Raw genomic sequence first — 20,894 nt, forward strand, 5'->3', positions numbered from 1 at the left:
CAAATCCACAAATTATATTGTATATTCTGCCCATTTCTGCAATATAACATTATAAATAGATGATTATTTTGTTTAGTTCGAAGTACTAGCGCGGATATGTCCTATTCAAATGATATGGAATTCTAATATCTCAAAATGGTGCATGTCGAGCACCACGGGCGATTCCACCTCACGCTATTGGTCCCGGCCGAGTGGATCAGCTGACGATCAACAGGATGGGACAATGGGGGAAAGACGGTATCAGTATGAGTTTGAACAGGACCCTAGTTTCGATCGTTGACACTCGAGATCTGTTGGTCCGAAAGAAACTATTTACACGGGCGTATCGACGAGGAGTAGAATTCGGCTGGTATATCGTCAATTAGAGTGATAAGACCGTCGACGACTACCAAGAGGCCCGTTCTTGAGGAAACGGACCATGTCCGAATACTCCGCGATCGTCTTGGCTGCCGGAGAGGGGACCCGCCTTCGACCGCTCACTCAGAACCGCCCCAAACCAATGCTCCCTGCGGCGACAAAACCGATCCTCGAACACGTCTTCGACCAACTCATTGATGCCGGAATCTCCAAATTCGTCGTCGTCGTCGGCTACCGTTGCGACCGCGTCCAGTCGTACTTCGGATCCACGTATCGGAACGTCCCAATCACCTACGTCACCCAGAAAAAACAACTTGGGACCGGCCACGCGGTGCTCGCGGCGGAATCAGAAGTGGATGATACCTGTCTGGTGATCAACGGGGACCAGATCGTCGACAGTCGAATCGTCGCCGACACCATAGCGCGGCACGATTCGGCCGCCGCTGCGACGATCGCGTTATTGCAGCGTCCGAACGTCGAACCCTACGGTGGTGTCCGCATCGGTGAGGACGATGTCGCGACGGAGATCGTCGAGAATCCGCGCGACGGGTACGGCTACTACCTCAATGCAGGCGTCTACATGCTTGAGCCTGCCGCATTCGATGCCGTTCGATCCGCGGAACCGTCGTTCGGCGAGCACCACCTCTTCGAAGGGCTGTCAAAGCTTATCGACTCGGGAGAGACCGTACGCGGGACCGTCTCCGAGGGACTATGGGTCGACGCGACGTATCCCTGGGATCTCCTCGACGTCTCGTTCGAACTGTTCGATAGGGGAGTCGTCACTAGTAGTCCCGTAATCAGCGGTCGCGAGACGACTGTTCACGACGAAGCGATAATACGCGATCCCATCATACTAGACCAAGACTGTGCGATCGGCCCGGACGCGGTCGTCGGCCCCTACGTCTGTCTCGGCGAAAACACAACGGTCGGCGCCAACGCCGTCCTCGAGCGAAGCGTCGTCGACGACGATACGACGATCGGTGCCAACGCGACCGTCGTCGACTGCGTCACCGGAACCGGCGTCGAGATCGGCCCGGGATCGACGATTCCGGGCGGTCCGGGCGACGTCCGCGTCGGCGACACCGTCTACGAGGACGAAGCCCTCGGCGCCGTGCTGGCCGACCGCGTCACCGACCGGGGCGGAGTCACGTACGTCCCGGGCGCGCTCGTCGGCCCGGAGACGGAGATCCAGAGCGGAGCGACGATCCGTGGGACGCTGGCGGGCGGCACGGAGGTGCGATCCTGATGTGTGGCATTATCGGCTACGCGGGCGCCCAGGCCGACCGTCCGGTCCTCGAGGTGCTCTCGAACGGGCTCTCGCGGCTCGAGTACCGTGGCTACGACTCGGCCGGAATCGCGGTCGCTCCGGAGATGTCGGTCTACAAGCGCAAGGGTGACCTCGACGTTCTCGAGGAGCAGCTTCCCGACGCGCCCGTCGGTGCTCTGGCCGGGATCGGACACACCCGCTGGAGCACCCACGGGCCGCCCTCCGACGAGAACGCCCACCCCCACACCGACTGCGAGGACGGCGTCGCGGTCGTCCACAACGGGATCATCGAGAACTACCGGGAGCTGCGCGACGACCTCGAAGCCGCGGGCCACGAGTTCGACAGCGAGACCGACACCGAGGTCGTTCCCCACCTGATCGAGGCGGCACTCGAGCAGGGCGCCGACGCCGATTCCGCGTTTCGCCAGGCGATCGGACGACTCGAGGGGAGCTACGCCGTGGCTGCGGTGTTTCGCGGCCGTGAGGAGGTGTACGCGACGCGACGCCAGTCCCCGCTCGTGCTCGGCGTCGACGACGGCTGTGCCCTGCTGGCCAGCGACGTGCCCGCCTTCCTCGAGTACACCGACGAGGTCGTCTACCTCGAGGACGGGCAGTTCGCGACGATCAGACCCAGCGGGATCGAGGTTCGGGACCAGCGGGGCGCGCTCGTCGACGTCTCGGTCGAGACCGTCGACTGGGACCCGGAAGACGCGGGCAAGAGCGGCTACGACCACTACATGCGCAAGGAGATCTACGAGCAGCCCCGCGCGCTCCGGGAGTGTCTCCGCGGCCGTCCCCAGCCGTTCGAGGAGGCGATCTCGATCGAGGAGCTCGAGGAGCTTCCGCGACCAACGGAGGTGCAGTTCGTCGCCTGTGGAACGTCGTACCACGCGTCGCTGTACGCCACCCGGCTGTTCCGTGAGCACGGCGTTCGCGCAACCGCTTTCCTCGCCAGCGAGTACGACATCGAGACCGTGCCGGTCGACGAGGGGACGCTGGTCGTCGGCGTCACCCAGAGCGGGGAGACCGCCGACACCCTGCGCGCGCTTCGGACGGCCAACGGCGTCGGCGCACGAACCCTCGCCGTAACGAACGTCGTCGGGAGTTCGGCCGCGCGGGAAACCGACCACACGATGTACATCCGGGCCGGTCCGGAGATCGGTGTCGCCGCGACCAAGACCTTCGTGAGCCAGCAGGTCGCGCTGGCAATGCTCTCGAGCGCGCTTACCGGCGACTGCTCCCGGGAGTTCGTGGAGTCGCTTCGGGCGTTACCCGATCAGATTCAGTCGATCCTCGACGGTTCCCGAGCGGAGGAGATCGCCGAGGAGTACGTTCACGCGGACGCGTACTTCTTCATCGGTCGCGGGTACGCCACGCCGGTCGCGCTCGAGGGCGCCCTGAAGATGAAAGAGATCACGTACAGACACGCCGAGGGGTTCGCCGCCGGCGAGCTGAAACACGGTCCGCTCGCGCTCGTCACCGAGCGGACGCCGGTGTTCGCGCTGGTCACCGGTGATTCGAACACCGAGCGGATGCTCGGTAACGTCAAAGAGGTCGAAGCCCGCGGGGCGCCGGTGGTCGCCGTCACCGACGATCCAGGTCTCATCGAAGCCCACGCCGAACACGTCCTCCGGGTCCCCGAAACCCACTGGCGGTTCTTCCCGATCCTGGCGAACGTCCAGCTCCAGCTGCTGGCTTACTGGGTCGCACACCGCCTCGGGCGGTCGATCGACAAACCCCGAAACCTCGCGAAAAGTGTCACCGTCGAGTAGTCCTACTCCGTGACGTCCTCGTCGACGCTCGCGCGGCGGCGCAGCCACTCGAGACCCAGCGCGCCGCTGACGACGCCGACGCCCGCCGTGAAGCCGGGCATCTCATCGGCCTCGTCGCTATCGGCCGTCCCGTCGTCCTCGTCGCCGTTCTGGTCCGCCGCGGAACTGTTCTCGTCGACGTCCCGGGCTCCGTCGTTCGAGTCCTCGGCCGTCGATCCGTCGTTGCCGGGATCGTCGGTTTCGTTGTCGCCGTCGTCGGTCGAGTTCGCCTCGCTCCCTGCTTCCTCGCCGGCGTAGCCGTCGTCCTCGCCGTCGGTTCCGGAGCTATCGTCGTCCCGATTCCCCTCGCTCGATCCGCCAGCGTCGGAGTCGTCCGTCGTTCCGTCCGACCCGTCGTTCGGGTCGTCGCCGGGGTCGGTCCCGTCTCCGGACTCGCTTCCCTCCTCGAGACCGTCGTCCTCGGCGTCGTCGCTCGAGCTCCCGTCCTCGGGGTCGCTTCCCGCCTCGTCGGGTTCGGAATCGGCCTCGTCGCTCCCTTCCGGCTCGCTCCCGGAGTCGTCGGTATCGTCCGTTTCGGAATTGCCGTCCGACTCGTCCTCGGAATCGGAGTCGTCGGACTCCTCTTCGGCATCGTCCTCCGGTTCGTTGTCGGCACCCTCGTCCTCGGACTCGCCGTCCTCCGAATCCTCGTCCCCATCGGTCGCCTCGCCGTCGCCCGCCCGGATCGCCACCAGCCGCTCGCCGTCCTCGTCTCCGCTCGCCGAGGCGTAGACCGTGTCCTCGCTCGCGGCGTACCACTCGGACAGGTCGCCGATGTCGAGGTCGGCGTGGGTGAACGTCCACTGCTCGGTCCCGTCCTCGAGGTCGAACCCGTACAGCGCGTCGACCGTTTCGTCGCCCGGGTAGTAGGGGACGATGACCGTCTCGCCGACGATTACGGGACGGCGCCAGGCGTCGGTTCCGCCGCCTTCGCTCCAGCTCTCGGGCTCTCCGGGGACTGCGCTCGAGAACTCGTGTCGGTCCGTCGTCACCCGCGTCTCGTCGGTCATCGCCGGCGGGAACCTGTAGCTGAGTCGTTCGCGCTCCGTCCCGGTTTCGGCGTCCAGCACGGGGTAGGTTTCCCCGTCGCCGATCGAGCCGGTGTACACCCGGTCCTCGGTCGCCATCACGTAGCCGTGGGGGTCCCACCGCCACTGCTCCCAGTAGGTCCAGCTGGTCTCGCCGGTCGCCGCGTCGAACGCGGCGAACCCCGCGGTGCCCTCGTGGCCGGTGCCCTCGCCGACGGCCGCATAGACGGTCCCGTCCGTGACCGCGACGGGCAGCGCCGCGAACCCGACGTCGGCGTCCTCGACGTCCGCGGCCGCGTCGGCGTCCGTCCGCTCGAGGACGACCTCCTCCCGTCGCCAGATCGTCTCCCCGTCGGCTGCGTCGATCGCGAGCAACTCGCCGTCCGCGACGAGGTAGACGGCGTCGTCGACGACGGTGGGAGCCGTCGACTCGCCGTCGAGGGACGTCGTCCACCGCGGGTCGCCGCTGGCGGCCGCGAGCGCCGTGAGCTGCCCGCCGCCGACGTAGACGGTGTCCCCGGCGACGGCCGGAACGCCGGCGGCGTCGATCCCGTCGGCGGTCCACCGCACCGAGCCGTCCGCGTCCTCGAGCGCGTGGAGCTCGCTCCCGGTCCGGAGGTAGACCGCGTCGCCGACGGCCGCGAGATCGCCCGTCCGGTCGTAGCTCCAGGCTATCGTCTCGGGTTCGGGAAACGCGCCGTCCGCGGGAACGAATCCCGTGTTGCCCGCGTTCCCGCGGGAGGACGACCATCCTTGCTCCGCTTCGGCGGTCGTTCCATCGACGGTCGCTGTCCCGGACTCAGCCCCTGCGGTTCCGACGGCGGTCAGCGCGGCCCCCGCCGCGAGCGCTACACCGGTCGAAAGTACGGATCGACGGCGCCAGTGTGCCATACTCACTCTCTCTTCGGCGTCGGGCATTGCTATCCGGTTGCTACCGGAGAATTTGTTCTATACACAACTGTTCTAAACAATTGTATCGTCGAATATTGACTCAATATACTGCCGATCGATACGAAGCCGTGATTCGGAGCTGTCGCGATCGTTCCGTCGTCTCTACGGGTAGTAACGATCCACTAACTTCTCGAAATAATCCCAGTACGGGCGCCCGGCGAGGGGACAGAATTCGTCGTGAGCTACGGCCTTCGAGCGTCCGCTGTCTACGACTCCGCCCTCCGGGGCGGTTCCAGCCGGCGCTCGACCGCCTCGAGGACGCGCCCGAGGACGTCGGGATCGTCGCTGGGACGGCCGACACTGACCGCGTCGGCGCCGTAGTCGGCGTACTCCCGGACGGTTTCGTCGTCGCGGACGCCGTTGTTCGCGATCACGCACAGCTCGGTCGCCGCGGCGACCTCGGCGATCACCGACTCGGTGTCCATCGCGTCGACGTGGACGAACGCCGCGCCCGCGTCCTCGAGTTCGGCCGCGAGAACGGGCAGGTCGACCCCCGGGACCTCCGCGCGGACTTTGACTCCGACGACTGCCCCTGTCTCGGCCGCGCGGGCGACGTACTCGCTGAGCCGTTCGCCGTCCCGCAACAGCGTCTCGCCGCAGCCGACGGCACAGAGCTCGTCCTGGCGACAGTGGGCGTTGACCTCGAGGACGGCGTTCCGGTCCCGACAGACTCGGGCCGCGTCGACGACCGGGCCGGGTGTTGCGCTGCGGACGTTGAACCCCGGACGGATCGGGACGTCCTCGAGTGCGGCCAGCTGCGCGTCGACGAACGCGAGCGGATCCTCGGGGAGGAACTCGGTCCGATCGCGGTCCCGGACCATCTCCCGGGCCGCAGCTCTCGACTCCGGGTCGAGGGCGATCCCGCCGAGGAACGCGGCGCCCGCGTAGTCGGCCCCGGCGCGGGCCCAGTCGGCGTCGGCCTCGCCGCTGAGACTCGCCAGCGCGAGCGGGGGTTCGAACATCTCAGCGCACCCGCCCGAGGGCGTCCGCGACCGCGCCGAGGACGCGCTCGGCGTCGGCCGGCTCGTCGATTCGGATGTCGGTTCGGACCGTCGGCGCCTCGAAGCTCGTCCCGTCGTCCTCGTCGAGCACGAACGCGTCGGCGAAGGGGTAGGCCCCGGGAAGCCCCGGTGTCCCGGGCTCGTAGCCGACCGCGTCCATCAGCTCCGCGGCGGGCCCCGAGAACGCCTCGTCGCCGAGGAAGGGTGAGACGGCGACGACGGTCGTCTCCGCGAGCGCGTCGGCGATCCCCGGTACCGCCAGCATCGGGCCGACGCTGGTGACGGGGTTCGAGGGGCCGACGACGACGGGGTCGGACAGGGCCTCGAGGACGCCGGGGGCGGGGGCGGCGCTCTCGGCGCCGCGGAACTCGACGTCCTCGACGGTCGGCTCGCCGCGCTCGGCGATCCAGTACTCCTGGAAGTGCATCGGGCCCTCGGGGGTGTGGACGATACTCGCGACAGGGTCGTCGCTCATCGGCAGGAGGTCGAACGCCAGATCGAAGGCGTCGGCGAGCGTTTCGGTCGCCTCGCTCAGCGAGTCGCCCCGATCGAGGAGGCTCGTCCTGGTGATGTGGACGGCCCGATCGCGGTCGCCGATCGTCATGAACTCCGCGACCCCCGAGAACCGACGCCAGTTCGCGAGCTCCCGGCCCGCAGTCTGTCGGTCGGCGGCGAGGTACTGCGGGCCCGTCGGCAGCCCCGCGGCGTCGGCGAGCGCGAACAGCTCGGCGTTGGTCTCGTGGGTGTCGTCCTCGATCCCCCACCACGTCTCGCGGTCGAGGACGTCCCCGCCCTGGAAGAGGACGGTGTCGACGTCTGGCGAGACGAACAGTCCCCCGAGCTCGATGTCGTCGCCGGTGTTGGCGACGACCGTCGTCTCCGCCGGCGAGAACGCGGCCTCGAGGCCGTCGAGCAGCTTCGGCGTCCCGGTCCCCCCGGAGAGAAACGTGACCATACACGGGAGTCTCGAGCGAGGACGCCAAATGCGTTGCGACCCCGCCGTGGTCAGAGGCGTGCAGATGCCATCGAACAGCTCACAGGTTCCCCTGCGAGAACGGTAATCACGGGCAGAACAGATAACGGAGTAGCAAGTGACCGCAATGGCAGCTGTCAAAAGTTGTGTGCTGAGCAGAGAGGATAGATTCAGCACAGCGAGGTTACGATCTTTATCGAATCGTCAGCTCGGTTTCGGTCCCCATCGAAGGACTGCCGGAGATGATGCAAGCGAACTTTACCGATCAGTCGATACCTGTTCGTCGGCGAGAAACTCACGGATCTGGTCGGCCAGCGGCTCCGGCGCGATCGTAGGGGCCAGATGGCCGACGTCGGCGATCTCGCGCACCTCGGCGCTGGGCACGTGCTCGGCCACGGAGGTCACACCGGCATGTAGTATGGGCCCTGATCGGGTTCCTTTCAAGAGGAGCACCGGCTCCGTGATCGTGGCGAGGCTCGATGGGTCGGTTGGGCGCTCTTCGGTCTGCTCGACCCCTTTGAGAAGCAGCGGGACGGACGGTGCCAATTTCTCGAACTCGTTCGATTCCGCCATGGCGGCCATTTCCTCGTCGGTTGCAACGCCCTCGAGGAACCCTCGGGCTGCATCGGACAGGTCACCTTCTGCAGCAACCGTGGCCATCCGTTCGAACAGTTCGCCGAACTCTGCGATCTCCTCCTCGTCGAGTGCCTCGTACATGAACGGCTCGTGGACGATTACGGAGTTGACCGCTGTGGCGTGCTGTGCCGCACCAAGGACCAGGATACCGCTGCCTGACTCTCCCACGAGAGTTACGGATTCACCGATGCTCTCGGCGAACGCAACGACGTCCTGTACGTGCCGCTCGGTCGATTGATCGGGGTGATCCTCGCTCGACCCGCGGCCTCGAAGGCTCATCGTGTAGCAGGTAAACTGCTCGTCCAGGAACGGCACGACGGGGTTCCATGTGGCTTCGTCGCCCAGCGGGCTGGGTACGAACACCAGCGCCGGTCCCTGTCCGTACACGTGGCCAACGATCTCGGTGCCGTCGTCGGAGGTAGCTCGGTGGATCTGCTCCTCGTTCGTCGGGGTTTCTGTACTCATTGGACTACCCTCTCTCCAAACTCGATCGCGATTTTCGTTCGTTCTGCGAATGTGCCGATTTCCGTTCTATCCCAGCTGTCTGGTAGTGTTGCTTGGGCCATAGGGTAGTCCACCCCGGTTCAACTATGTGGAAAAGTCACATGGCGGCAACGGGTGACTAATTTGCACAGGCTGAACGCCAAACGATGACCGATACACACTATGTGATCAGCAGAGGATGAACGCTCTACCCGGATGTTGTGAGAAGAAGCCTGCTGCAGACAGAGGGCGTATTCGTTTCTTGTCGTTCCCCAATTTGCTATCCTTGAAATAAGCGAAGACGGACAGCACTAGTCGGTCCGTGGTTCAATGAGGCCGAGCTGTTGCATCACCCCGAGATAGTCAGCCTGCCCGTACTCTTCGGTGATTTTGCCGTCTCGTACGGTGAATACTGTCGTGCCGGCATACTGTGCCTCCACACCGGAAGCCTCCGGGAGACTGCCTAGCGGAAGCTCCCAAGAGCGGCCGGTGTGCGTTCCACCTCCCTCCCAGAGGGCGACCACGCGGTCGTCCTCAGCGATCAGCCCGTCCGTAAGCTCAAACCCCCCTTCCGGGAACCGCTCCTTGTATCCACTAATGCGTTTCTTGACTTCTTCATGTCCTTGCACCTCACCCACCAGCGGGTAGTACCACCGGATGTCGTCTGCGGCGAGTTCGTCGACGATATCGGGGTTCAGCTCGCCCCAGTACTCGGACCACCAGCGTGAGACGATCTCTTTGTTCGTTTCATGTGTCGAGGGTTCTGCCATAGACTGGATCTCCCTCATTCCCTTTGTGATCTGCCAACATAGCGTCATCTGCTGAAAAACCTGCAGGCGGCGAACAGCGAGGACGGAGCGTTCGCCTACGTCATGTTCCTCGGCATTCCTGAGGGAGAGCCGGCGACGGAGTGGGTCGAGCCGGCGAATGCTGACGGCTCAACCTTCCTATTACCATTCTTACACCTGATAGAAGCACCAGCGTTAGGTTCGTGTGTACTAACCGGCTGACTCATCGAAATCGACAGCGTTGCTACCGGTTCCAGGCCGCCTCGTCGGGATCGACCAGCCGCTCGCTGCGATCGAGCGCGGCGATGCGCTCGCGCTCGTCGTCGGTCAGTTCGATCTCGCGGGCCGCGAAGTTCTCCCGGATGTGGTCGCCGGTTCCTTTCGGGATCGGCACGACCCCCTCGCGGTCGTACTGCCAGGCCAGCGCGATCTGTACGGGGGTCGCGTCGTGGGCCTCGGCGATCTCCCGCAGTGTGTCGATCTCCGCGACCTCGGACTTCGCGATGGGACAGTACGCCACCGTCGTCACGTCTCGCTCGCGCGCGAACGAGACGAGGTCGTCCTGCTGGAGCCGCGGGTGGAGCTCGACCTGGTTGGCGAGGACGGGCGCGTCGAGGACGTCGATCGCCGCCGCCAGCAGGTCGGTCGTGAAGTTGCTGACGCCGACGTGGTCGGTCCAGCCCCGATCGCGGACCTCGTCGAAGGCGGGAAGGGTGTCCTCGGGGTCGTAGGCGCCCGTCGGCCAGTGGACGTACAGCAGGTCGACCCGATCGACCCCCAGCCGATCGAGGCTCGCCGCGGTCGTCTCGATCACGTCCTCGTGGGCGAGGTTCTCGGGGTGGACCTTCGTCGCGAGGAAGACGTCCTCGCGGGGAACGTCGCTCTCTTCGAGCGCGCGGCCCACGGCCCGTTCGTTGTCGTACATCTGGGCGGTGTCGACGTGGCGGTAGCCGGCCTCGAGCGCGGCCAGGACGGCTTCGGTACAGGCCTCGCCCTCGTGGCCCGAGGTGCCGAGTCCGGGCTGTGGAATCTCCGTCGGTGCCATGGACTCGCTACGCCGACCCGCCACTCGGGGATGCGGAAAGCGGCAAGGCGAGAGTGGAGGCGCGACGAGGGGTCCCTGAGTCGGTGCCCCACCGAAATCAGTTCGACTGAGGACGGTCGATCGAACCGCGGCTCAGGGTACCTTGATGTAGCCGTACCCCTCCGCCTGGAGCTTCGCGATCTCGCCGACCGAGGCCGGGACGACCGTCACCGCCTCGAGGGGTTCGTCCTCGTCGATCCCGTACCCCTCGAGGGAGTTCGCACACCCCTTGAACGCGACGCCGTCCTCGGCGAGCGTGCGGATTCGATCGGCGTGGTCAGTCTCGTCCTCGACGTAGAGGGTGATTGCGGCGCCGTTAACGACGAACTCGACCGCGTCGGTGTCGGTCGTCTCGTCGGCCAGCAGGTTCTCCAGGTTGTTCAGCGCCCGGTCGTGATCGGCCTCGTCGCCGCTGGTCAGGTGCAGGATCGTTCGGATCGTCGTCGCTTCGTTTTCGGTATCGCCCTCGTCTTCGGTGTCGTCCTCGTCGCTTTCCTCCGCGGTCGGTTCGGCGTCGTCCCCGCTCGTCCGTCCGACCGCGTAGCCACCGGCCGTTCCGGCCGCGACCACCGATCCGGTTCCCGCGAGGTAGCGTCGTCGGTTCATACGCGTGGGTACATGCGCAGTGATAAAAACATTGTAGAAGAGAGTCACCGTGTGCGATACGTCCGCCGACCGCTCGAGAGCGTCCTCGTCGTGAGAACGCTCCCGCTGTGAACCGAACGGGAGCGGCCGGCGGTTAGAAGGGGGCGCCCGTCACTGGTCGACGCTCCAGTCGGCGAAGCTCCCCTCGAGCAGGGTCTCGGACTGGTTTTCGACGTAGGCCTGCTGCATCGCCTCGATCGCCTCGCCGAGACCGGCGCCGCTCTCGAGTTCGTCCCGGACCCGCTCGCGTTTCCAGTCCGCCGGCGTGGTGTTCTGGCGGACCCGTCGCCGGAGCGGATAGAGGTACTTCGCGGCCTCCTCCTCGGTGAGCCCGCGGTTCGTGAGTCCGTCCTCGGCGTGGGCCAGCAGGTCCTCGTAGAGCTCGAGTCGGTCGGTCGTCTCCCGCCCGTCGTTGGTGATCCAGGTCAGTTCGGCGTCGAACCCCTCCCGCATCGCGGCGTAGAAGTTCTCCCGGGCGACCTCCCAGTCGAGTTCGACGATCGGGTGCTCGAGACGGGTCAGGCTCTCGAGCAGGCCGGCAAACGCCGCGAGAAACGAGATCGAGTCCCGGACGGTCGGCTGGGCGGCGACAGGTCGGAACTCGATGCGGGCGTTGGCGGCCGAGCGGGTCGGCCCGCCGAAGACGGGGCGAATCCAGCGCCAGTAGGTGCCGTGCTTGCGCCGAAAGTGCGAGAAGCTGTCGTCGAAGCGCTCGCCGGCCTCGACGGGCATCGGAACGATGGTGTCGTCGGCGGCGATGCGGTCGATCGCCTCGTCGACGCTCTCTAAGTCCTTCGGGAACCGGACCTTCCCCTCGCCCGTCGAGGGGTCGTTCAGCACCGTCTCGAAGACGCTGATTCGGTGTTCCATCCAGCCGTCAGCGAGGACGTCCTCGGCCGTTGTGTCCTCGTCGTACAGATCGGGCGGGAAGAACGGCGAGTTGACTCCCAGCGCGAGCAGCGGGCCGGCGATCCGCAGTGCGTAGTTGAAGTAGATCGGCAGATCGGAGGCGTGGGCGACCTGGTAGTGGGGCTGGATCGAGGTGATCAGGCTCTCGGGCATGACCGTGTCGGCCTGCAGGGAGACGTGTGGCGCCTCGATTCGCATCCCCGCGGTGTCAGCCCCGCTGGTGTTTGCCATCGTGTGATAGCGCGGGGAGGCGCTCATGTTCGTCGCGATCCGGATCGTTCGCTCGGTGCCGTCCTCGGCCGGGACGGTCCGTTCGATGCTGTCGGTGAGGTAGGTCCGGGCGTCCTCGCCCTCTGGCGGAATCGTCCACAGCGAGTCGCTGACGAGGCGCATCCCCTCCGACTGGGTGACCCGAAGCGCCGTCTGCAGCCGCGCCTTGATCTCTGCCTCCTGGGCGACCAGCCCGTACGTGCTCAGCGGCTGTGGGCTGGTCGTCATCTCGGCGTTGTGCAGCCCCAGCTCCTTCTCGAACCCGATCAACTCGAGCAGCCGCCGGGGAACCCGACGGAGCGTGCAGTCGTCGGACTTGACCGCGTAGAACTCGTACTCGAAGCCGACGATCGCCTGCGGGTTGTCGAAGACGCCGTCCTCGACGGCCCCCTTGATCACCTCGGCGTCGTCCTCGGCCCGCTCGCGAAACTCGTCGGCGTCGACGGACAGCACGTCCGCGACCCGCGCCGCGAGCTCCGTCTCTTCTGATGACATACACCCGTGTCCGCGCCCGACTGTCTTGAAAGCACGCCATCGAGTCGGCGCCACACGGTCGGTCTCCGAACCGTTTTACACCCGGCGACGGCTACACACCGCCGATGGAGTTCGCCACGTTCGCCGACCGCGCCGCCGCGATCGAAGCCGAGCCCGCGGACCTCGAGATCGTCGCCCACGTCGCGACCCTGCTCGAGGACGCTGCCGACGGGGACGGCTCGCGGACAGTCGAGATCGTCGCCCGCTACGTTCAGGGACGGATCTTCCCCGCATGGACCTCGAGAACGCTCGACGTCGGCCCCAGCGCCTGCTACGAGGCGATCGCCCGCGCGGCGGGGACGAACGTCTCCCCCGACGACGTCGAGGAGCGACTCGCCGAGCGCGGCGAGATCGGCGACGTGGCCGCGAGCTACGACTTCGGCGGCCAGCGGGGGCTGGGCGCGTTCGGCGGTGGCGGCGACGCGGCCGGTGGCGAGGACCGCACCGTCCTGGCGGTCGACGAGACCTTACGCGAGCTCGCGGCCGCCGAGGGGGCCGGCAGCCAGGATCGCAAGGTCGACCTGCTCTTCGGCCTGTTCAACCGGTGTTCGAGCGACGAGGCCCGGTACCTCGCGCGGCTCGTCCTCGCGGAGATGCGCATCGGCGTCGGCGAGGGGACGGTCAGGGACGCGATCGGCGAGGCGTTCGACGTCCCCGTCGAGGACGTCGAGCGCGCCCTGCAGGTGTCGAACGACTACGGCGAGGTCGCCCGGGTCGCCCGCGAGGACGGCCGCGAGGGGCTCGACGCGATGACTCTCGCGGTCGGCCGCCCGATCCAGGCGATGCTCGCCCAGACCGGCACCGTCACGGGGGCGCTCGAGGACTGGGACGTGGCGGGCGTGGAGCGGAAGTACGACGGGGCTCGCGTCCAGCTGCACCACGATCCGATCGGCGTGGCGGTCGAGGACGCGGACGCGACCGCTGTCGGCGAGTCGACCGCCGAGACTCGGGTCTTCTCGCGAAACATGGAGGACGTTACCGACGCGCTCCCCGAGATCGTCGAGTTCGCCGACGACCGCCTCGAGGAGCCCGTCATCCTCGACGGCGAGGTCGTCGCGATCGCCGACGACGGCGAGCCACTGCCGTTCCAGGAAGTTCTCAAGCGGTTCCGTCGCAAACACGACGTTGCGAAGGCCCGCGAGGACGTCGCGGTGCGGCCCGTCTTCTTCGACTGTCTGCACGCCGACGGCGAGGACCTGCTCGAGGAGCCGTTGGCGACCCGCCACGACCGCCTCGAGCGGGTCCTGCGCGAGGACCCCGAGCAGGAGCCCGCCCAGATCGAGGGGCTGTCCCTGCTGTGGCGCACCGACGACCCCGACGAGATCGAGCGGATCGACGCCGAGGCCCTCGAGGCGGGCCACGAGGGGATCATGCTCAAGGCCCCCGACTCGACGTACTCGCCGGGCCGGCGCGGGAAGCACTGGCGCAAGCGAAAGCCCGACGTCGAGACGCTGGACTGCGTCGTCACGGGCGCGGAGTGGGGCGAGGGACGGCGGGCGACGTTTCTGGGGACGTTCGAGCTGTCGGTGCGAGCGGGCGACAGTGAGAAACGACGTTCCGCTGGCTCTGCGGTGGAACCGCAGAACCTCGAGACGGTCGGCAAGGTCGCGACCGGAATCACGGACGAGAAGCTCGCCGAGCTGACCGAGCTGCTCGAGCCCCACGTCGCCAGCGAGGACGGCAAGCGCGTCGAGCTCGAGCCCGCGGTTGTCTTCGAGGTCGGCTACGAGGAGATCCAGTCCTCGCCGACGTACTCGTCGGGGTATGCCCTCCGATTCCCGCGGTTCGTCGGCGTGCGCTCGGACAAGGATCCCGACGACGCCGACACCGTAGCGCGACTCGAGCGGCTTCGGGAGTAGGGCCGTCGAATGTCGTCTCCGGTTTCGGGTCCACCCAAACGGGTGGACCGACTGGCAGCGAATACGGTATGTTCTCTCCAGTCTCTCGCGAGCACCAGGGATCACCGTCGCCCCTCATCAGATTCGCTCACTCGCGGCTCGTCTCGCCCGGTGTTCAACGAGCGTCAACTTGACGTAGTCAATTCAACAGATGTGGATTTGCTAACACCGGCCCAGATGATAATTGAGTTCGAATTCGTTCATCCAGTATACTAGGAGACTTACATTCATAACAATATCTCCTCTCGTCCCATACGTACGAACATATCTAATCACCTGATAGGGAACAGTTATCAGCTGATGGCAGCCATACAGAATCGCCTCTGAAAGAGGTTGATTGTAATTATGGAAAAGCGATTACGTGGGGAGGATGGTAGTATAATGCCGAATAGGCGCACGTTCTTGCAGTTAACTGGTGCGGCAGCCGGCTCCGGGGTCGTGTTTGCGAGCAATGCGACAGCGAACGACGAGGTAGAGAGTGCAGAGCTTCCTGACTACGATGATCGTCCAGAAGTCAGAGTCGTTGGAACTGGTGGAACGATCGCAAGTACCCAAGCGGCAGCCGGGGATGGCGGTTACTCCCTCGAAGAGCAGGCAGAAGCGATCGTCAACGCTGTCCCCGTACTTGACGAGTTCGCTGAGATTACTTTCGATCAGCCCGTACAAAAACCAAGCCCGTTTCTCAACGCTGAGGACTTCGTCGAGATTACGAAGGCGATCATGGACGCCGCGCGAGAGGGTGTCGACGGTATACTTGTCACTCATGGGACGGACGCAATCGAGGAGAACGCGTTCTTTCAGGACCTCGTTCTCGATCTCGATATCCCGGTTGTGTTCGTTGGAGCGATGCGTCCGGCGGATGCGATAAGCGCTGATGGGCCGGCAAACCTCCTCTCAGCCGTTCGTCTCTGCACTCGTGAAGAGTTCCACTTAACGGACGAACCGAGCGGGGTCTATATGGTCATGAACGACACAATCCACGCAGCTCGTGATGTCCGGAAATCGCACACATCGGTGGTCGATACGTTCGAATCCGGACCTGCTGGCCCGATCGGAATCCTCACAGATAGCGAGATCGTCCTCTATCGCGAGCCGGGGAGCTATACAGCGAACCTCACCTGTGAGAACCTCGACAAGATACCGGATAAAACCGTTCCAATTGCAGACACTGGTGCCGGGTATGAGCCGTTCATCTTCGAGCAGGCAACCGCAGGTGAGTACGATGTGGACGGGATCGTTTTGCACACCACTGGCAATGGAGGGGTACAACCGCCAATCACGGAGGCACGGGACAAAGCACTCGATGCGGGTATCCCGGTCACTGCGAGTACTCGCGTCTACTGGGGCCCGATGAGTTCAGGTCCTACCCCCGACGACGAAGAGGGATCGCTCGTCACGATGGAAGACATACCAGCGTGGAACGCGCGGCTACTGATGATGGTCGCTTTGACGGCCGCCGAAGACGAGCCTGCTATCGAGGCGGTCCGCAAAGCGGTGTACGAGAGCAAGTACGCGAACGAAACCGTCAGCCCGTCGGCTCTGTAATACGCGGTTCGACGCTCGATCCCGGCGGGCTCACCGCAGCGTGCGCCACCGCGAGCAGACGGCGATGACCCCGTCGGTGGCGTTCCGTTCTCGGATCCTCGTTTAGCTGGTCTGGCAGTGCAAGCCCCGAGCTATCAGCACACGTGAGTTGCGCCGAAACCGACGGCGGGGGACCTACCCGAAGTTCTCGATCAGCGCCTCGTCGGAGTCGCCGCCGGCCTCGTCGATCGTCTCGGCGACGAACGTGACGAAGTCGTGGAAGCCGAAGGCGTAGAGCTGGCCGTCCTCGAGATGGTCCTCGACCGCCTCGCGCAGCCGCTCGTCGTCGTCCTCGTCGACGAGGACGACGATCTGGCCTTCCTCCTCGAGGGAGTCGAGGCGATCGACGTGGGCGGGCGCGTCGTCCCGGTAGACGACAACCGCGTCGTGGCCAGCGTCGTGGGCCGCCTCGGCGATCGAGACCGCAGGCCCGACGCCGGGACCGCCCGCGACGGCGACGATATCGCGGTCGCGCTCGTAGGTGATCTCGCCGAACGGCCCCTCGACGTGGACGGTCGCACCCGGCTCGAGGTCGGCGAGCCACGGCGAGAGGTCACCCTCGGGGTCGACGCCGACGGTGAGTTCGAACGTCTCGTCGGCCGACGCCGAGGAGAGCGTGTAGTGGCGCGCGACGACTGCGTCCTCGTCGTGGTCGTCGCGCTGATCGTCGGCGCCCGGAACCGCACGGAGCAACACGAACTGTCCCGGCAACGGATCGAAGTCCTCGGGAGTCTCGAGTTCGATCGCGACGGTCTCGGGGCCGACGTCACGCACGGCCGCAACGGCAACTGGCGTCCCTTTCATATACGTTCCCTTTAGCGGCACGGTGAAAAGCCGTTCCGTTCGGTCTGGCAACGAAGTACTCACGCTCGAGTAAGGCTATATGGGGGCTTTCAGAAGCCTTTTCATTTACTGGGAGCAAGGGTCTTCACAACATGGCAGAGGACCTCAACTGGGCGGTCGGGGGTGAGGCCGGTGACGGCATCGACTCCACGGGCAAGATCTTCGCTCAGGCGCTCTCGCGTGCCGGACGACACGTATTCACCTCGAAAGACTTCGCGTCTCGGATCCGCGGTGGCTACACGGCCTACAAGATTCGGACGTCCGTCGACGAGGTCCAGAGCGTCGTCGACCGCCTCGACATTCTCGTCGCGCTGACCCAGCGCACCATCGACGAGAACCTGGACGAGCTCCACGAGGGAAGCGCCATCATCTACGACGGCGAGCGCTCCTGGGACGCCGACATTCCCGAGGAGATCAAGGGGATCGACGTCCCGCTGAAGTCGCTGGCCGAGGACGCCGGTGGTGCGATCATGCGCAACATCGTCGCGCTCGGAGCGGCCTGCGAGATCACCGGGTTCGACGTCGAGTACTTGGACGAGTCCCTCGAGAAGCGCTTCGGCGGCAAGGGGACCCAGATCGTCGAAAACAACAAGGAGGCCGCCCGGATGGGCCAGGAGTATGTCCAGGAGAACTACGAGGTCGACGACCTCGGCTACGATCTCGAGACCACCGACAACGACTACGTCCTGCTCAACGGTAACGAGGCGATCGGTATGGGTGCGATCGCCGCCGGCTGCCGGTTCTACGCCGGCTACCCGATCACGCCCGCGACCTCGATCATGGAGTATCTGACGGGCCGGATCGAGGACTACGGCGGCCACGTCGTCCAGGCCGAGGACGAGCTCTCCGCGATCAACATGTCGCTGGGTGCCGCCCGCGCTGGCGCGCGGTCGATGACGGCGACCTCGGGTGCAGGGGTCGACCTCATGACCGAGACGTTCGGACTGGTCGCAACCAGCGAGACGCCGCTGGTCATCTGTGACGTCCAGCGTTCGGGTCCCTCGACGGGGATGCCGACCAAACAGGAGCAGGGCGACCTCAACATGGCCCTGTACGGTGGCCACGGCGAGGTACCGCGGTTCGTCGTCGCGCCGACCTCGATCACGGAGTGTTTCTGGAAGACCGTCGAGGCGTTCAACCTCGCCGAGAAGTACCAGACGCCCGTGTTCCTCGTCTCGGATCTGGCGATGTCGGTCACCGAGCAGACGTTCCCGCCCGAGGCGTTCGACATGGACGCCGTCGAGATCGACCGCGGCAAGCTCGTCGACGACGAAGACGTCGAGGAGTGGCTCGACAGCCAGGGTCGCTTCCGCGCCCACGCCGCGACCGAGGACGGCGTCAGCCCGCGTGCGATCCCCGGGACGACCGACGGCGCCCATATGAGTACGGGGCTCGAGCACGACGAGCTCGGCCGCCGTACCGAGGAGACCGACGTTCGCGTTCAGCAGGTCGACAAGCGAAACCGCAAGGTCGAGACCGCGAAAACCGAAGAGGAGTGGGAGTACCGGGAGTTCGGCAACGAGGACGCCGACAACCTCGTCATCACCTGGGGATCCAACGAGGGCGCGCTGATCGAAGCGCTTGACTACCTCGAGGACGACGGCGTCGACGTCCGCGTGATCTCGGTCCCCTACATCTTCCCGCGACCCGACCTCGCAGACGAGATCGAGGCCGCCGAGGAGACGATCGTCGTCGAGTGTAACGCGAACGGACAGTTCGCGGACGTCCTCGAACACGACGCGCTGACCCGTCTGAAACGCATCAACAAGTACACCGGTGTCCGCTTCAAGGCGGACGAACTCGCCGAAGAGATTACGACCAAACTCGCCGAGGAGGTTCCAGCACAATGAGCTCCGACGTCAGATTCACCGACTTCAAGTCCGACAAGCAGCCGACCTGGTGTCCCGGATGCGGCGACTTCGGGACGATGAACGGCATGATGAAAGCGCTGGCCGAGACCGGCAACGACCCCGACAATACGTTCGTCGTCGCCGGGATCGGTTGTTCCGGCAAGATCGGGACCTACATGCACAGCTACGCCCTCCACGGGGTTCACGGCCGTGCACTCCCCGTTGGACAGGGGGTCAAGATGTCCCGACCCGACATCGAAGTGATGGTCGCTGGCGGCGACGGCGACGGCTACTCGATCGGTGCCGGCCACTTCGTTCACGCCGTTCGTCGAAACGTCGACATGACCTACGTCGTCATGGACAACCGCATCTACGGCCTGACGAAAGGGCAGGCCTCGCCGACCTCGCGGTCCGACTTCGAGACCTCGACGACGCCCGAGGGTCCCAAACAGCCCCCGGTCAACCCGCTCGCGCTGGCGCTTGCCTCCGGGGCGTCGTTTATCGCCCAGTCCTTTGCCTCCGACGCCCTGCGCCACCAGGAGATCGTCCAGAAGGCGATCGAGCACGACGGCTTCGGCTTCGTCAACGTCTTCAGTCCCTGTGTCACGTTCAACGACGTCGACACCTACGACTACTTCCGGGACTCGCTGGTCGATCTCCAGGAGGACGAAGACCACGACCCGAACGACTACCAGGCCGCAAAGGAGGTCATCCTCGACGGCGAAAAGGAGTACCAGGGCGTGATGTACCAGGACGAGAACTCCATCCCGTACAACGAACAACACGGCGTCACCGAGGACATGTCGGAGATTCCCGAGGGTGCGCCCGAAGACGCGATGGATCTCGTCCGCGAGTTCTACTGACGCGTCGCTGTCGACCGTTTTTTCGTCGATCGGCCTCGCAGCCGACGGCACGTCGTTCCGACGGAGGGGAGTGAGAACTGACCCCACAGTTGATGTGATTCGGGGTTGGAGATCGTCCGATGGAGGGAGACGTACTTCTCGCGACGGACGGCAGCGACCTCGCGGCGGCGGCCGCCGAGCACGGCCTCGCGGTTGCCGACCGGTTCGGGGCGGCGGTTCGTGTCGTCTCGGTTGCCGACGAGAATCTCGGCGAACCCGATCGTGCGCGCCACCGCGAGTTCGTCGATCGGATCGAACGTGACGCCCACGAGGACGGACTCTCGACGACCACGAGCGTTCGCTCGGGCCAGCCGAGCCGCGAACTGCTCGCGGACGCCGACGAGCACGACGTCGGACTGATCGTTATGGCTACCCACGGCAGAACCGGACTGCGACGCTGGCTGCTTGGCAGCGTCGCGATCGCGGTCGTCCGCGAGGCACACTGCCCCGTGCTGACCGTCAACCCGACCGCCGCAGACGCGGCGTCCGCGAGCGAAATCGAGGACGTCCTGATCGCGACCGACGGCCGACCGGGGGTGGAGGCGGCCGTCGACAGCGGTCTCGAGTTCGCCGCGGCCTACGGCGCTCGGGTCCACGCGGTGTCGGTCGTCGACGACGTCCACTCGCATACGAGCGTCGTCCTCGAGGCCCTCGAGGACGTCGCCGAGCGCTCGACGACGGCGGTCGCCGAGCGCGCGAGCGGGCGTGGCCTCGAGACTCAGCGGGCGATCGAACGGGGAACCCCACACCGGGAGATCGTCGACTACGCGACGGACCGCAGCGTCGATCTGGTGGTCGTCGGCACCGAGAGCCGAACGGGACTCGACCGCGTCGTCGCCGGGAGCGTCTCCCAGCGAGTGATCGGGACCGCTCCGGTTCCAGTGGTTTCCGTTCGGACCCTCGACCGGTAGCGACACCGGACGGCGTCGGGTGTCGTCGGCGTCGATATGGCCCGGGAAGGGTTACCGACAGCTCGACGCCCTAATACGGTCGATCGGTAGCTGCCGGAGAGCAGCTCTCGGCGAGCAGTGGCTGTTAGTAATTATATTAGTTATGTAGCGACTGTTACGACATCCTGAA

General features: G+C 65.6%; 16 protein-coding genes. 7 read left to right on the forward strand and 9 right to left on the reverse strand.

Annotated elements, in window-relative coordinates; all coding sequences use genetic code 11:
* Positions 1 to 418 precede the first annotated feature (418 nt).
* Positions 419 to 1,603 carry a sugar phosphate nucleotidyltransferase gene (locus NATOC_RS17090; RefSeq protein ID WP_015322726.1) on the forward strand — a complete coding sequence of 395 codons (1,185 nt, stop codon included), beginning with the start codon at positions 419 to 421 and terminating at the stop codon, positions 1,601 to 1,603.
* Entirely contained in the window at positions 1,603 to 3,396 is a 1,794-nt protein-coding gene (glmS, locus tag NATOC_RS17095; protein WP_015322727.1) for a glutamine--fructose-6-phosphate transaminase (isomerizing), read from the forward strand. The genes NATOC_RS17090 and glmS overlap by 1 nt, the downstream gene beginning before the upstream one ends.
* 2 nt (positions 3,397 to 3,398) lie before the next feature.
* Here glmS and NATOC_RS17100 read toward each other — a convergent pair whose 3' ends face one another.
* The 8 genes from NATOC_RS17100 to NATOC_RS17135 form a co-directional block, all read right to left on the reverse strand.
* A complete protein-coding gene (locus NATOC_RS17100) occupies positions 3,399 to 5,354 on the reverse strand; it encodes an outer membrane protein assembly factor BamB family protein (protein ID WP_157224650.1) in 1,956 nt (651 codons plus the stop codon).
* A 266-nt stretch (positions 5,355 to 5,620) separates the two neighbouring features.
* Positions 5,621 to 6,376 carry a beta/alpha barrel domain-containing protein gene (locus NATOC_RS17105; protein ID WP_015322729.1) on the reverse strand — a complete coding sequence of 252 codons (756 nt, stop codon included), beginning with the start codon at positions 6,374 to 6,376 and terminating at the stop codon, positions 5,621 to 5,623.
* A gap of 1 nt (position 6,377) precedes the next feature.
* On the reverse strand, positions 6,378 to 7,370 hold the full coding sequence (gene cofD, locus NATOC_RS17110; protein WP_015322730.1) for a 2-phospho-L-lactate transferase: 993 nt from the start codon (positions 7,368 to 7,370) through the stop codon (positions 6,378 to 6,380).
* A gap of 276 nt (positions 7,371 to 7,646) precedes the next feature.
* Positions 7,647 to 8,489, reverse strand: coding sequence for an alpha/beta fold hydrolase (locus tag NATOC_RS17115; RefSeq protein ID WP_015322731.1), 843 nt, complete (start codon positions 8,487 to 8,489; stop codon positions 7,647 to 7,649).
* 329 nt (positions 8,490 to 8,818) lie between these two features.
* On the reverse strand, positions 8,819 to 9,277 hold the full coding sequence (locus NATOC_RS17120; protein ID WP_157224651.1) for an ester cyclase: 459 nt from the start codon (positions 9,275 to 9,277) through the stop codon (positions 8,819 to 8,821).
* A 262-nt stretch (positions 9,278 to 9,539) separates the two neighbouring features.
* A complete protein-coding gene (locus NATOC_RS17125; protein ID WP_015322733.1) occupies positions 9,540 to 10,340 on the reverse strand; it encodes an aldo/keto reductase in 801 nt (266 codons plus the stop codon).
* Positions 10,341 to 10,472: 132 nt separating this feature from the next.
* Positions 10,473 to 10,985, reverse strand: a complete 513-nt coding sequence (locus NATOC_RS17130; RefSeq protein WP_015322734.1) for a DsrE family protein — start codon at positions 10,983 to 10,985, stop codon at positions 10,473 to 10,475.
* Positions 10,986 to 11,135: 150 nt separating this feature from the next.
* Complete coding sequence (locus NATOC_RS17135; RefSeq protein WP_015322735.1) at positions 11,136 to 12,698, reverse strand: hypothetical protein; 1,563 nt, start codon at positions 12,696 to 12,698, stop codon at positions 11,136 to 11,138.
* 104 nt (positions 12,699 to 12,802) lie between these two features.
* On the opposite strand from NATOC_RS17135, the gene ligA reads away from it, so the two are divergent.
* Entirely contained in the window at positions 12,803 to 14,596 is a 1,794-nt protein-coding gene (gene ligA, locus NATOC_RS17140; protein WP_015322736.1) for an ATP-dependent DNA ligase LigA, read from the forward strand.
* 477 nt (positions 14,597 to 15,073) lie between these two features.
* Positions 15,074 to 16,180: an asparaginase gene (locus NATOC_RS17145; RefSeq protein ID WP_217255550.1), complete on the forward strand. Its 1,107-nt coding sequence runs from the start codon at positions 15,074 to 15,076 to the stop codon at positions 16,178 to 16,180.
* A gap of 174 nt (positions 16,181 to 16,354) precedes the next feature.
* On the opposite strand, the gene NATOC_RS17150 is transcribed toward NATOC_RS17145, so the two are convergent.
* On the reverse strand, positions 16,355 to 17,023 hold the full coding sequence (locus NATOC_RS17150; protein ID WP_015322738.1) for an FAD-dependent oxidoreductase: 669 nt from the start codon (positions 17,021 to 17,023) through the stop codon (positions 16,355 to 16,357).
* A gap of 131 nt (positions 17,024 to 17,154) precedes the next feature.
* Here NATOC_RS17150 and NATOC_RS17155 point away from each other — a divergent pair, with 131 nt between their 5' ends.
* The 3 genes from NATOC_RS17155 to NATOC_RS17165 all read left to right on the forward strand — a co-directional run bounded on the left by NATOC_RS17155 (position 17,155) and on the right by NATOC_RS17165 (position 20,725).
* Entirely contained in the window at positions 17,155 to 18,912 is a 1,758-nt protein-coding gene (locus NATOC_RS17155) for a 2-oxoacid:acceptor oxidoreductase subunit alpha (RefSeq protein WP_015322739.1), read from the forward strand.
* Positions 18,909 to 19,775: a 2-oxoacid:ferredoxin oxidoreductase subunit beta gene (locus NATOC_RS17160; RefSeq protein ID WP_015322740.1), complete on the forward strand. Its 867-nt coding sequence runs from the start codon at positions 18,909 to 18,911 to the stop codon at positions 19,773 to 19,775. The genes NATOC_RS17155 and NATOC_RS17160 overlap by 4 nt, the downstream gene beginning before the upstream one ends.
* 119 nt (positions 19,776 to 19,894) lie before the next feature.
* On the forward strand, positions 19,895 to 20,725 hold the full coding sequence (locus NATOC_RS17165) for a universal stress protein (RefSeq protein ID WP_015322741.1): 831 nt from the start codon (positions 19,895 to 19,897) through the stop codon (positions 20,723 to 20,725).
* The last annotated feature ends 169 nt before the right edge of the window (positions 20,726 to 20,894 follow it).

The sequence above is a fragment of the Natronococcus occultus SP4 genome (assembly GCF_000328685.1).
GTDB classification, from domain to species: domain Archaea; phylum Halobacteriota; class Halobacteria; order Halobacteriales; family Natrialbaceae; genus Natronococcus; species Natronococcus occultus.

Excerpts from the sequence above, each read along its gene's own strand:
- NATOC_RS17150 (WP_015322738.1), bottom strand. The coding sequence starts at position 17,023 with ATGAAAGGGACGCCAGTTGCCGTTGCGGCCGTGCGTGACGTCGGCCCC.
- NATOC_RS17090 (WP_015322726.1), top strand. The coding sequence starts at position 419 with ATGTCCGAATACTCCGCGATCGTCTTGGCTGCCGGAGAGGGGACCCGC.
- glmS (WP_015322727.1), top strand. The coding sequence starts at position 1,603 with ATGTGTGGCATTATCGGCTACGCGGGCGCCCAGGCCGACCGTCCGGTC.
- NATOC_RS17155 (WP_015322739.1), top strand. The coding sequence starts at position 17,155 with ATGGCAGAGGACCTCAACTGGGCGGTCGGGGGTGAGGCCGGTGACGGC.
- NATOC_RS17165 (WP_015322741.1), top strand. The coding sequence starts at position 19,895 with ATGGAGGGAGACGTACTTCTCGCGACGGACGGCAGCGACCTCGCGGCG.
- NATOC_RS17125 (WP_015322733.1), bottom strand. The coding sequence starts at position 10,340 with ATGGCACCGACGGAGATTCCACAGCCCGGACTCGGCACCTCGGGCCAC.
- ligA (WP_015322736.1), top strand. The coding sequence starts at position 12,803 with ATGGAGTTCGCCACGTTCGCCGACCGCGCCGCCGCGATCGAAGCCGAG.
- NATOC_RS17135 (WP_015322735.1), bottom strand. The coding sequence starts at position 12,698 with ATGTCATCAGAAGAGACGGAGCTCGCGGCGCGGGTCGCGGACGTGCTG.
- NATOC_RS17105 (WP_015322729.1), bottom strand. The coding sequence starts at position 6,376 with ATGTTCGAACCCCCGCTCGCGCTGGCGAGTCTCAGCGGCGAGGCCGAC.
- NATOC_RS17160 (WP_015322740.1), top strand. The coding sequence starts at position 18,909 with ATGAGCTCCGACGTCAGATTCACCGACTTCAAGTCCGACAAGCAGCCG.
- NATOC_RS17115 (WP_015322731.1), bottom strand. The coding sequence starts at position 8,489 with ATGAGTACAGAAACCCCGACGAACGAGGAGCAGATCCACCGAGCTACC.
- NATOC_RS17130 (WP_015322734.1), bottom strand. The coding sequence starts at position 10,985 with ATGAACCGACGACGCTACCTCGCGGGAACCGGATCGGTGGTCGCGGCC.
- NATOC_RS17120 (WP_157224651.1), bottom strand. The coding sequence starts at position 9,277 with ATGGCAGAACCCTCGACACATGAAACGAACAAAGAGATCGTCTCACGC.
- cofD (WP_015322730.1), bottom strand. The coding sequence starts at position 7,370 with ATGGTCACGTTTCTCTCCGGGGGGACCGGGACGCCGAAGCTGCTCGAC.
- NATOC_RS17100 (WP_157224650.1), bottom strand. The coding sequence starts at position 5,354 with ATGGCACACTGGCGCCGTCGATCCGTACTTTCGACCGGTGTAGCGCTC.